This is a genomic window from Steroidobacter agaridevorans (assembly GCF_009932555.1).
Lineage (GTDB): Bacteria > Pseudomonadota > Gammaproteobacteria > Steroidobacterales > Steroidobacteraceae > Steroidobacter > Steroidobacter agaridevorans.
Genome location: NZ_BLJO01000001.1, coordinates 461597 through 473342, shown reverse-complemented (window position 1 = coordinate 473342; position 11746 = coordinate 461597). Strand labels below are relative to the sequence as shown.

Here is an 11746-nt window from a genome sequence, read left to right as displayed (position 1 = left end):
GGAACAAACATAGGGTGGTTACGTGCACGGCGTGTACAGCACCAGGACGGCGGCCTTCGAGATCAGCGGGGAATCGGGCAAAGTCCTCTCTCCCGAAGTCGACGTTTATCTGAAGGGCAACTGCTATCTGCCGCAGCCGGAGCAACAGCAGGTGCTCGGCCGGATCGTGGCGGGCGGCGCGTCCCACGATGCGATCCGGGATCTGCCGGGCCAGTTCATCCTCGTGATCCACGACAAGAGGAACAGGAAGGTCGCGATCGTCAGGGATCACCTCGGCCAGCAGCCGCTTTATCACACCCTGGAGGACGATCGGTTGCTGTTCGCCTCCAGTGTCCGGGAGCTGCGAACGCTCGCGCGGCGCCCTTGGTCGTTCGACCGGCGTGGTGTGTACGACTATTTCGCAGTCAAGTACACGGTGCCGCCGGCGACTCTGTTCGAGGGCGTCTCGGAGCAGGTGCCAGGAACGATCGTCGAATTCTCCGACGGAAAGCTGCAGTCGGCGCACTCGTTCTTCAACCGGACGCCGTGCACGCCGTTGACGGACCAGGGCGCCAATCAGAAATGGGTGGCCCAGTTCAGTGCGGAGTTCGGCAAGAGCCTGCAGACGGTGTGCGCCGATGCGGACTCGCACCGGTTCGCGGTGCTTTCGAGCGGCGGCATGGACTCGAGCATGCTCGTGGGCGCCTATCGCAAGCTCACGCAACGGCGTTTCCCGACCATTTACGTCGGCTGCGACGGCTACAAGAACGACAAGGCGAAGGAGGCGGAGTTCGTCAGCCGGTTGTTCGACACCGATCATCGCAATGTCTACGTCAGTGCCGCCCAGTTCGCCGAGCAGTTGGAAAGAACGGTCGAGATCACGGATTTTCCGCTCGATTCGCCGAGCACGGTGCTGAGGAGCCATCTGTACGCCCGGCTTGGCGGCGAGGTCGACGTGCTGCTCTCCGGCGAAGGGGCAGACAGCCTCTACACCGGTTATTACATCTTCGATCTGGTGTACCGGTTCTATAGCAAAGCAACGGCACGCGAGCTGCTCGCCGTGCTGGTGCGTCTGCTGCCTCTGTCGATGCTTCCCGGCGACCGGGGCAGAAAGGCGCGCCTGGTCAGGCAGGCGATGATCAGTCCCCCGGATGAATACCTCCTGCAGAACGACATACTGATCAGCAACAATGCCGAGCGGCTGTCCGGCATGCTCGAGGCGTTCGACCCCGGCGATTACCTGCCGGAGTTCAAGCGGGACCTGTCGGGCCACAGCAAGGCCGACATCCTGAACCGCATCCTGGGGATCTACCGGTTTGCGTACCTGTCGGCCCAGGTCGGATCGCTGGCCAAACTGGATGACGCGTACGGACTCGAGCATCGGCATCCGTTCATCCATTGCCCGATGATCGACGCGTTCAACGAGATCTCCTGGGACCGCAAGGTGGGTGGGTTCACGCGCAAGCGCCTGGTCGCCGAGATGGCGAGGGAATACCTGCCGCCCGCGTTTTTCCGGATGCCGAAAGAGGGCTTCGGCGTACCCATTGCCGAGTGGTTTCGGGATCCGGCGAGCCTGGGGCAGTTCGTCGACCTGCTCAACAGCGCGGCGTGCCGGGAGCGCGGCATCTTCAGGAAGGCGTACATCGATCAGCTGCTCTCCGACTATCAGAACGACCGGCTCGAGGAGCCGATGTACGAGCAGGTGCTGTGGCCGATGGTGAATTTCGAGCTTTGGGCGAAGCGCGCTCTCGCCATCGGAGTGGGCGTGATCGGCACCGTCCAGAATGTATTGGCGACGTCCTGGAACTTCCTGACACTATCGACCAGCGTCAGTGCTGGCATGCTGTAGGTCGCGGCGCGGCCGCGCCCCCGGGTTATGACGAAAACGTGACTCCAACCCCGGAGGCGAGCGCACCGCCAGGTTTATTCTCATGGTGAGAGAAACGGCTTGGTGCCGGACATAAAATGCTCACCGAGTACAATTGGGTTTTTGTCGGGTTATCGACTCCGGGCGGTTCACGACATGATCGATAGATCCGCCGGACCGAACGAATAGCCCGGACATCCCAGGAATCACTGCATGCTTTCAGAGAGCCCCGTACCGGTTCGCAGCGCCTTGCGCTTTCTTGCCTTGCCGTATTGCTTTTTTTCCCTGGTGAACTGGAAAGAGTGCAGCCGATCCGCGTTCGGCGTCGTTGCCGACTTTCTCTATATCTTCTTTCGGCTGAAGTGCTACCCGGACAACTATTCGGCGTGCCGGCTCGATGAAAAGCCCCGGGACGCGTGGAGCTATTACTACGGTTCCAGCTACAACCCGCACCCCAGGAAGCGCCTCAGGAAGGAAGTTCAGCGCTACGACTATCAGGTGATCTTCAACGACAAAGCGGTGAGCGAGCTGGTCTGTCGAGGCGTGGACTTGAGGTTGCCGCGCTACTTTGGAGAGATCGAGCCGTCACAGCCGTATGCCGCCCGGATCGAGGCGATCTTCGCGGCCAATGAAAGTTTGAACAAGATCATCATCAAGCCGGTGATGGGGCACGCGGGCCGCGGCATCGAAGTCGCCTATCGCAGCGGCTCGCAGATTGTGGTCAAGACGGGGACCGGCGTCGTTTCCCTGCAGGATTATCGGTTGCAAGGCACTGCGATCGTGCAGGAATACCTGCAGCAGCATGCCAAGATCGCCGCCATCTCGAACACCTCGGTCAACACGATCCGGCTCGTTACCCTGTCGACCAAATCGGGGGAGACTATTCTGGTCAGTGCGGCGATGCGCTTCGGTGTCGGCAATGCGCACGTCGACAACTGGAGCTCGGGCGGCATCGCGGTCGGCGTCGATCATCATAACGGCCGGCTCATGGAGGTCGCCTTCGACAAGAATGGCAACCGCTTTCACGCGCATCCCGATACCAAGCACGCGTTCCTCGGGTTCGAGCTGCCGTTCTGGAAAGAAACGGTCGAGATCGCCACGAAACTGCAATCGGCCGCCAGCTTCTACAAGCTGATCGGCGTGGACGTAGCGCTCGCGCCCGATGGTCCGATACTGATCGAGATGAATGCGAATCCCGATATCGTCTTCCAGGAGCAGACCGCGGGTCCGTTGCTGCGGGATCCTCGCGTGCTGCAGGCATTCCATGAATATGGGCTGTTGTACAACGCGGCACAGCTGCGCTTGCTCGAGCGTCGTTGAGACTGGATCGCCGACCTTCACTGCCGGATCGAATATGCTCAAGCGCGCCGAAAAACTTCTTTACACGTTGCCCACGGGTTTGCAGAACGTGGCCCTGTCTCTGTACGGCATCAGCTTGCTGCGCAACCGGCATGGCGGCAACTACAAGGCCTACTATGAGCAGGCGGTAGCGAGAAGCCGCGCCAGCCGGCAGGAGCTCGACGGCTACGAAAATGAGACGCTCGTGCGCATGCTCGAGCACGCGGTCGCGACCGTGCCTTACTACCGGGAATTGCACCGGCAGGGCCAGTTTCCGATCGAAAAGGTCAAAGGCGTCGCCGATATCCAGTACTTGCCGACGGTGCCGAAGGCCGAGCTGAGATCGAATCCGGAGCAGTTCGTGAGCGAGCGCTATGCGCTCGAGGATCTGTCCGTCATCAGCACGACGGGCACGACGGGCACTCCGTTGCGGATCTTCTGCAATGCCAATGTCCGGCAGAGAAATTACGCATTTCACGACCGATTCCTGACGATGTGCGGCATCGACAAGGACGGCCTGCGGGCCACCATCGGCGGACGGATCATCGTTCCCTCGTCCGATAGGAATCCGCCGTACTGGCGACACAGCTATTTTCAGAAGAACGTACTGTTCTCCTCGTATCATCTGAATGACGGCACGATCGGGCTCTACATCGAGAAGCTGAGGGCGCTGCGGCCGGACTACATCGACTGCTACCCATCCAGCATCTATTCGATCGCAAGCCATGCAAAGAAGCACGGCATCCCGTTGCGTGGCATCACCAAGGCGATAGTGACGTCCGGTGAGACGCTGTTCGACGACCAGAAAGCGGTCATCGAGGAACAGCTGGGAGTCACGGTGTTCGACCAGTATGGCTGTGCCGAGATGAGCGTTCTGGTGACTTCGTGCGCGCACGGCAGTTATCACGTCCATTCCGATTTCGGCATCCTGGAAATATTGAATTCCAGCGGCGAGCCCGCCCGGGACGGAGAAGAGGGCGAGATCGTGTGCACCGGCTTTATCAACGACGCGATGCCGCTCATCCGTTATCGGATCGAAGATCGCGCAATCGCCGGACAGCGGCACTGTCCTTGCGGCAGCGCTCTACCGACCGTGGCGCGCGTTCTGGGCCGTGACGACGACGTGATTCTGACCCCGGGAGGGGATCGGATTGGCAGATTGAGTCCGGTGCTGAAAGGCTTTCCGGTCAGAGAAGCCCAGTACGTCCAGGACAAGCTCGGCGAGATGAAAGTCGTGCTGGTCCCCGATGCGGCCTATGGCCCGGAGGATGAAGCCAAGCTCGTCCGGGAGCTCAGGATGCGGGTGGGCAACGAGATCCGGATCGAGTTTCAGTACGTCGAGCGCATCGAGAGAGGCAAGGGCGGCAAGCTGAAGTCGATCGTGTCCAGAATCAAATGATCGTTCTCAGACTTGCTCTTTCGCATCGGCGCCCGGCGCTGCGACGGGCGTGTCCTGCCGCGAGCGTTGTTTGGAATCCCCAGGCACGAGCAGGTGCCTGTAAGTGAAGTACGGCCGCTCCAGCGCCACGAAGCTGAGTGACGACAATACAAATGTAATCGCAAACCCCACGACCAGGAGCGCGATACACCACGATACGCCGGCAAGTCCCAACGGCTCGATGGCATAGCGCGCGGCCAGCAAACCGATCGGCTGGACCAGATAAAAGCTGTACGAGACATTGCCGAGGACCCGCAGCGCGGGTCGGGAGAAAACCCGTTGCAGCACGCCTTTCGTATGCAGCGCGTGATCGACGATCAATGTTGCCGCCGGCACATAGAGCGCAGCGAACACGAGATACTTCTGCAGGTAGATCGTGCCGGTCGTGACCAGCAGATAGAATGCGATCGCGAATCGCTCGCTGGCCCAGGGTTGCGATGAGTCTCGCAGCCGAAGCCACACGCCGGCGAAGAAGAACATGAAGCGGACGAAGCGCGTGTCCAGATGGCCGAGCATGGCGATGAGCACTGCGCATATCACCATCGTGCGCGCCAGCCCGAAGTGGCGATACAGGAGCGGAAACGCTATATAAAAGCTGAACTCGAAGAACAGCGACCAGGTCACTCCGTTGATCGCCTGCACGCCGAGGCCGAACGCGCCGTTCAGAAAGAAGAGGTTGCCGACGAGGCGTTCGAAGCTGACATGCTCGCCCCGCAGCACGGCGAGCCCGATCAGACACATCAAGAGCGTTCCGAGAAACGCGGGATAGATCCGCAGCGCACGGTGGCTGAGATAAGTACCCAGTCGAAATCCCGGCTTCGAGGCGATGCCCGCGATCAGGTATCCGGACAGGATGAAGAAGATGTCGACGCCGTACTGAGAGTGCAGCATCCAGTCGATCACGGGCCCGGCGGCGTGCTGCTGCTCCTGCATGAGCAAGGCCGAATGAAACAGGAACACGATGCCAGCGGCGTAGGCGCGCAGCCCCTCCATGGCCGTCAGCCGGGACTCCGCGCCAGTTACGCTCAACCATCTCAACATCGTTCGACTCAGCGCAGTCGCAATGAGAACAGTGACTTGCTATGTGCGATATCGTCGTGAACGCCGATTCGCGCGATGGCGAACGGATCCGTCAGTTCCCGGGATTGCCGGCCGAGCTTCGTCGTGACGGCGGCCGAATATCCCGCTTCGATGACCAGCGACCGGATCTGCTCGTTATAGCGTCCGTTGGGATAACAGAACACCGGGACATAGTTCAGATCCGGCTCCCGGCTCCGCAGCTGCGTCATCGATCCTGTGATTTCCTCGGCGGCGGTGGCCAGATCGATCTGGGTCAGGATCCGGTGCTCGCAGGTATGCGAGCCGAAACTGATCCCGCTCTTGCCCATTTCACGGATTTCTTCCCAGCTCAACATCGTGCGCTCGTTCTCGAAGCTGATGCCCAGTCGCGCGGCCACGCGCTCCACGACCTCTTCGATTTGCGCAACGGGGAGCGATTTGAGGCCCTCGATGGCCGTATCGACGGCGGTCGCGGTGCCCTCCGCGGAGAAAAGATGGCGCATGAGCAGCGAGCCGGCCGCGTCGCTTTCGTGTGCCGACGGCGCCGGCTGCTTGCCGCTGCTACGGGCGAGATAAAACAGTTTGGACACTTTCTCATGCCAGAAAAGACGATGAGTGCCGACGAACGAGGCCGTGAGAAAGATCGTAGCGGGCGCCGAGAATTTCTTCAGTAGCGGGAAGGCGTATTGGTAGTTGTCCCGCCAACCGTCGTCGAAAGTGATGACGCAATACTGGCGCTCGCTCGACGCCCGTCCGGTCTCGATCAGCTCGAGCATCTCCTGCAGCGAAACGATCTGATAAGCGTCGGTAAGAAATTCCAGCTGCTTCTCGAACGAAGACGCGCGAACATACATGCCGGGCTGGATATAAGGGATGTAAGGATCGCCATCCGGCAGCACCCGGTGATACATCAGGATGACAAACTGCCCGAGATTGGCGCGCCTGTGATGCCCGCTCGCATAGTAGGCGTGCGATGCCCCGGAACGGAGGAGGCCTTTGACCCCGGACAGGGGAGACTTCAATGCCATGGCGTGATGAGTTGTTCGGTCTGTTCTGGTAGACGTCGCTGGCGCATCATACATAACGTTTCTGCGACGATTCCGTGGTCAAGTCTCGCTTTCGCGACGCATCTGTCGTCGGTCGGCGACGTCGTTTTTCGGCGCCGCCCAGTCGCCTGGGGCCGACGAATTCATAAGATTACGTTTCTGTTCTATTTTATAGACGCCGGGTTTGTGATGCCGGGATTTCAGGAGCTGTCCGATAGTGCCCCAGCGCGGAAGGGGCGTTAAATTGGCAGCACGTCAAGTGGGTGGCATGCAAGGCGTGACGCAACGCACGTCCGTAGGAAAGCCAACTGCATAGCATGAATATGTATCGAGTATGCTCGTTCGAGAGGTATTGAAAATGAAGTTGTTGAAATCCGCGCTGCTGATTGCCGTGCTGGGGCATGCATCGGGCGCCCTTGCCGCCCCGATCTTCAGCAGTGATCTGGAATCAGGCACGCTGGACTCGATTTTCTACGACGTCAACTCGTACGAGGGCGTGCAGGTTTCACTGTCGACGGAACAGGCGCACTCCGGTTCGCGGGCCGTCAAGATCGTTTACCCGAGGGATGAGGCGGGCGTCGAGCTGAAGCCGGCTGCGTTTCCCGCGACCAAGTCTCTGTACATCCGCAAGTACGAGTACTTTGGCCCGGGCTGGGAGGGCAACTGGCCGGTCGGTCTGAAGACCTCGCGCTATTTCACCCGTCCGGATTTCAGCTATGGCTCGGACGGCTCGGCATACGCCTACATGTCCGAAAAGCTGATCTGGCAGACCTATAGCGGCTCGACCAGCGACCAGTACGCCAGAGGCCTGTGCATGGCGGTCTACAACCAGGACATCGAAGCCACCTACGCCTCGAGCACGCTATTTGGCAACAATCTGCCGTACATTCGCACCGGCCATTGGTACAAGATGGAAACCTGGCTGGTCCTGAATTCGGGCGTGGATGTCGCCGACGGCGTCATGCAGGTCTGGATCGACGACAAGCTGGTCCTCGACCGCAAGAATGTGGTCTGGAAATCCTCGAGCCGTGGCGTGCCCAATGGCACGGGCTGGCAGAGCATGTGGTTCGGCGGCAATTACTCCGGCGCCGTGTTCGGCGGCCCTGGCACGTCGGTGAGCCGTTATATCGACGACCTGTACCTGTCGACGACCCTCGACCGCTCGTCGGGCCCGACCCCTCGGGCGCCTGCGAACCTGTCGGTGCAGTAACTCCAGCGCAGCGGATGCCCGGACTTCCGGTCCGGGCATCCGCGCAGGATCCGCCCGCAAAGTGTGATCCAGTTCTCGAAATCCCCTCCTGTGATGTAGCCGCTAGTCCGGCAAATCGAAGTCGACTACACTTCCGCTCCGCTTCGACGCCTCGATCAGACGCAAGAACAAGACCGATCCGGCGCAGTCTCGACGGGTCTTTTGTGCGTCCCCGATAAGCCGCCTTACAGCTACTTCGAGTGAAGACCATTTCCTATCCGGCAGGTTGTCGGGTGATGTTCCTCGCAGCGACGATTCCATGACGCTGCGTTCACTGCGTCCCGTGGGCAACCGCATCGTTTCGTCCGAGGACACGGACAGCCCCGCGGTCGAGGCGCTGGCCGAGGGCTATCGCGTCCAGCATCTGAGTTCGGGGACGGCGGCCCTGTCGTCGGCCATACGCATGGCGTGCAAGCGGGCAGGGGGGAGTAGCCCCGAAGTGATCCTGCCGGCGTATGGATGTCCCGATCTCGTCGCCGCCGCCGTGTACGCAGGTGCCCGGCCCATGCTCGCGGACCTGCGGCAGGACTCCCCGGAATATGACCTTGACGCCGTCTCTGCACTCCTGAGTTCCAACACCGCCGCGATTGTCGCCGTCACGTTTCTAGGCGTGCGCCCCGATCCCAGCAGGCTGCGTACGATCATCGGGGAGCGAAATGTTGTCCTGATAGAGGACAGCGCACAGTGGTTTCCCCGCGCGCCCGCACAGCGATTCTTCGGCGACTACGTCGTTCTCAGCTTCGGGCGCGGCAAGCCGGTCAATGTGCTTGGGGGTGGGGCCTTGCTCATCGCCGGAGGCATGGAAAGTCCGCCGGCGCCGCCGTCGCGCGCCGCAGGCGCTGTATTGGCGGATTCCGCCCAGGTGGCCATCTACAACACGTTGATCCATCCCCGGGTGTACGGCATCGCGGAGAAGTTGCCGTTCCTGGGCATCGGCCTCACGAAGTACCACCCGCTGGATGAGATCGCCGGGATGCCTCCCTCGCACCGGGAGCGACTGCCTGCCAACGTCAGGCGATATGTTTCCAGAAGACTCGACGTGCAGGAGAAGTGGCGCGAGGCGCTCGCTCGCGTGGGCCCCGATGTGATCGACCTTCCGCAGACGCACGGTGTGCCGTCCGACTACGCGCTCCTGCGTTATCCGATTCTGATGAGATCGAAGGTCCTTCGCGATGCAGCCTATGCTCGACTGCGGCAAGCCGGTCTTGGCGCATCGATCATGTACGCGCAGGCGATGCCCGACATCGAGCACGTGGGGCCGCTCGTCACGGTTCAGAGCGACGTTGCGCGCGCACGCGATTTCGCAGGTCGGCTGTTGACGCTGCCCGTGCACGAGGACGTCGACGATGTGACGATTCGGCGCGCCGCGAATCTCCTCGGGCATTGATACGAATTCTCAGAAATGACAGGAATGCCGGTGTCCTCCACTTCACCCGCCGCGCCGCGGCTGCGACTGTTACAGATCACTCACGACCTCGATCTGGGAGGGCTGCAGCAGGTCATCTACAACCTGTGCAGGACGCTGGATCGCGACCGCTTTGAAATTTTCGTCCTGTGCCTGAGATCGAAGGGCTTGTTCGCCAGCGATGTCGAGGCGCTGGGAATTCCTGTCTACCTGCTGGAGAAGAAACAGCGGGGCGCCGACTACTTCGCCTTCCGGAAAGTGGCGAAGCTGCTGCGCGAACTGCGCATCGACGTCGTTCACACCCACAATACCCAGCCGTTCTTCGACGGCACCATCGGCGCGATGCTGGCGGGAGTGCGCACCGTCGTTCACACCGATCACGCGCGCGCATTCCCGGACAAGCTGCGATACATGGTCGCCGAATGGGCGATGTCCCTGTATGCCTATCGCGTGGTCGGATGTTCCGAGCACACGTCTCAGCAGCTGATGCGCTATGAGAAGATCCCGAAGCGCAAGATCGTCACGATTCCCAACGGCATCGACGGCTCGCGGTTCGATCTCACGATCGACCGGCAGGCCAAGCGCCGCGAGTTGGGAATACACGAGCAAGGAAGCGTCATCGGGCTGGCGGTGCGCCTGAGCGATCAGAAAGGCATCACGTTCCTGCTTCAGGCGATGCCTTGCATTCTCGCGAAGCACCCCGACACGACGCTGCTCATCGCAGGCGACGGCGATCTCAGAAAGGATCTGGAGCAGGAAGCGCAGCAACTCGGCGTCGCAGCGCGCGTGAAATTCTGCGGCCCGAGAAAAGACATTCCCGAGTTGCTCAAACTGCTGGATCTGTACGTGCTGCCCTCCAAGTGGGAAGGACTGCCGATGGTCATACTGGAAGCGATGGCCGCCGGTTGCCCCATCGTGGCGACGGACGTGGGTGGAAACTCGAGCGCGGTGGTCGACGGCGTCACGGGAGCGCTGGTGCCGCCGCAAAATCCCGGCGCGCTCGCGGATGCGATCATCCGCCTGCTCGATTCGCCGGATCTGTTGCAGACCTATGCGACGAACGGCAAGAATCGCTTTCGCGAACGGTTCAGCGCCGAGACCATGGCGCGCGAATACGAGCGCCTGTATTTGCGGCGCTCCTGAGATCTCGCGATCAGGCGAGCAGCAGGATCACGGTGTTGTCGTAGCCCTGGATGACGACGCGGGCCGGATTGCCCATGCACAGCGTCTTCTCGGGAATATCCCTGAGCACGGTGGCCGCCGCGCTCACGGTGCTGCCGGTGCCGATCGTGTGAGGTCCGATGATCTGGGCATGCGCGCCCACCCAGACCCTGTCGCCGAGCACCGGCCCGACATCGCCGTCGCCGGCATGGATGCGGGTAGATTGCGAAACCGTGCAATGTTTGCCGAGCTTGCAGCGGTCGAGCAGGATGCCGCCGAAATGCCCGATGTATAGACCCGGACCGATATCCGCATTGAGATGCAGGCGGATGTCGTAGGAGACGCGGACGAAACCGGTCAACAGAAAATAGAACAGCCATCTGAACGGCAGCACCGGCCACAGGTAAGGCTTGCGTCGCGAGCGAAGCAGGAAGCGGCCCAGGCGATAGCCCATCAGCGCCTGCAGGCCGTACTCTCGCAGGACCGCTCGGATCGCTTTGCGCGCCGTCAGCTCCCGCTTGATCCCGACGAAGCGGTGGATGTCCTCGACGAACGCGTTTCTCATCGTGGTGTTTCGGAAGGAGGGGGCGGAAGCTCGGTGATGATCTCCATCGATCGCCGCAACGCCTCGTTATCGAACCCTTGGCGGATGACGCGGGCGGGATTGCCTTTGGCGACGGCATTCGGCGGTACGCTGAAAGTAAGGCAGCTGCCGGGCATCACGGTCGCGCCATCGCCGATCTCGAGCCCGCCGGCGATCACGCAGTCCGGGCCGATCCAGACGTTCTTGCCGATGGTGGGCCGGTCGGCCTTGCCATTGGCGACCGCCATGCCCAGCGTGACCCGGTGATGCAGGACCGAGCCTTCGCCGATGCCTCGGGCGCCGATCAGGAAGTAGCCCTTGTCCGAAAAAAACACCGGCCCGACGATCTCGCAATCCCCGAGCATTTCAGATCGGCACAGCAAGGCGCACAGATAGCGGCCGAAGCTTTCCAGGATGCGCGCCAGCCACCACGTCGGGCTCGCCAGATTGCGATTGAAACTGCTGTAGTGAGTGATGCGATGAAAGACCAGAAACCACCAGCCCCGGCTGGCCAGGGCAGTCGCCATCGCTCCGACACCGCCGGCGGGCTTCCCCGGATGTTTGAGCTGCCGATAGAAGCGCGCGTCCGCGCAGAACTGACGCAGCAGGGAATCGGCCATC

At 61.3% G+C, this 11746-nt stretch carries 10 protein-coding genes; 6 read left to right on the top strand and 4 right to left on the bottom strand.

Annotated features, from left to right (window positions below):
• Positions 1-31 precede the first annotated feature (31 nt).
• The 3 genes from GYH35_RS02055 (at position 32) to GYH35_RS02045 (ending at position 4583) form a co-directional block, all read left to right on the top strand.
• The gene (locus GYH35_RS02055; RefSeq protein ID WP_161827537.1) at positions 32-1828 is read left to right on the top strand and encodes an asparagine synthetase B family protein; all 1797 of its coding nucleotides are present in this window, start codon (positions 32-34) and stop codon (positions 1826-1828) included.
• A gap of 231 nt (positions 1829-2059) precedes the next feature.
• The gene (locus GYH35_RS02050; protein WP_161813824.1) at positions 2060-3166 is read left to right on the top strand and encodes a sugar-transfer associated ATP-grasp domain-containing protein; all 1107 of its coding nucleotides are present in this window, start codon (positions 2060-2062) and stop codon (positions 3164-3166) included.
• A gap of 34 nt (positions 3167-3200) precedes the next feature.
• Positions 3201-4583 (top strand): phenylacetate--CoA ligase family protein, encoded by a 1383-nt coding sequence (locus GYH35_RS02045; protein ID WP_161827536.1) that lies wholly within the window; start codon positions 3201-3203, stop codon positions 4581-4583.
• 6 nt (positions 4584-4589) lie between these two features.
• Here GYH35_RS02045 and GYH35_RS02040 read toward each other — a convergent pair whose 3' ends face one another.
• Both GYH35_RS02040 and GYH35_RS02035 read right to left on the bottom strand, forming a co-directional pair.
• Positions 4590-5663 (bottom strand): acyltransferase family protein, encoded by a 1074-nt coding sequence (locus GYH35_RS02040; protein WP_161827535.1) that lies wholly within the window; start codon positions 5661-5663, stop codon positions 4590-4592.
• 8 nt (positions 5664-5671) lie between these two features.
• Positions 5672-6709: a polysaccharide deacetylase family protein gene (locus GYH35_RS02035; protein ID WP_161827534.1), complete on the bottom strand. Its 1038-nt coding sequence runs from the start codon at positions 6707-6709 to the stop codon at positions 5672-5674.
• A 376-nt stretch (positions 6710-7085) separates the two neighbouring features.
• On the opposite strand from GYH35_RS02035, the gene GYH35_RS02030 reads away from it, so the two are divergent.
• The 3 genes from GYH35_RS02030 to GYH35_RS02020 all read left to right on the top strand — a co-directional run bounded on the left by GYH35_RS02030 (position 7086) and on the right by GYH35_RS02020 (position 10524).
• The gene (locus GYH35_RS02030; protein ID WP_161813828.1) at positions 7086-7937 is read left to right on the top strand and encodes a polysaccharide lyase; all 852 of its coding nucleotides are present in this window, start codon (positions 7086-7088) and stop codon (positions 7935-7937) included.
• A 322-nt stretch (positions 7938-8259) separates the two neighbouring features.
• On the top strand, positions 8260-9363 hold the full coding sequence (locus GYH35_RS02025) for a DegT/DnrJ/EryC1/StrS family aminotransferase (RefSeq protein WP_161827533.1): 1104 nt from the start codon (positions 8260-8262) through the stop codon (positions 9361-9363).
• A gap of 30 nt (positions 9364-9393) precedes the next feature.
• Positions 9394-10524 carry a glycosyltransferase gene (locus GYH35_RS02020; protein ID WP_161827532.1) on the top strand — a complete coding sequence of 377 codons (1131 nt, stop codon included), beginning with the start codon at positions 9394-9396 and terminating at the stop codon, positions 10522-10524.
• 10 nt (positions 10525-10534) lie between these two features.
• Here the strand turns inward: GYH35_RS02020 and GYH35_RS02015 are convergent, their stop codons facing one another.
• On the bottom strand, positions 10535-11107 hold the full coding sequence (locus GYH35_RS02015; RefSeq protein WP_161827531.1) for a serine O-acetyltransferase: 573 nt from the start codon (positions 11105-11107) through the stop codon (positions 10535-10537).
• Complete coding sequence (locus GYH35_RS02010) at positions 11104-11745, bottom strand: serine O-acetyltransferase (protein WP_161813832.1); 642 nt, start codon at positions 11743-11745, stop codon at positions 11104-11106. The genes GYH35_RS02015 and GYH35_RS02010 overlap by 4 nt, the downstream gene beginning before the upstream one ends.
• Position 11746: the final 1 nt, after the last annotated feature.

What these genes read in the sequence shown, in the direction of transcription:
- GYH35_RS02010 (WP_161813832.1), bottom strand. Translation starts at nt 11,745, where the DNA reads ATGGCCGATTCCCTGCTGCGTCAGTTCTGCGCGGACGCGCGCTTCTAT.
- GYH35_RS02015 (WP_161827531.1), bottom strand. Translation starts at nt 11,107, where the DNA reads ATGAGAAACGCGTTCGTCGAGGACATCCACCGCTTCGTCGGGATCAAG.
- GYH35_RS02045 (WP_161827536.1), top strand. Translation starts at nt 3,201, where the DNA reads ATGCTCAAGCGCGCCGAAAAACTTCTTTACACGTTGCCCACGGGTTTG.
- GYH35_RS02035 (WP_161827534.1), bottom strand. Translation starts at nt 6,709, where the DNA reads ATGGCATTGAAGTCTCCCCTGTCCGGGGTCAAAGGCCTCCTCCGTTCC.
- GYH35_RS02030 (WP_161813828.1), top strand. Translation starts at nt 7,086, where the DNA reads ATGAAGTTGTTGAAATCCGCGCTGCTGATTGCCGTGCTGGGGCATGCA.
- GYH35_RS02040 (WP_161827535.1), bottom strand. Translation starts at nt 5,663, where the DNA reads ATGTTGAGATGGTTGAGCGTAACTGGCGCGGAGTCCCGGCTGACGGCC.
- GYH35_RS02050 (WP_161813824.1), top strand. Translation starts at nt 2,060, where the DNA reads ATGCTTTCAGAGAGCCCCGTACCGGTTCGCAGCGCCTTGCGCTTTCTT.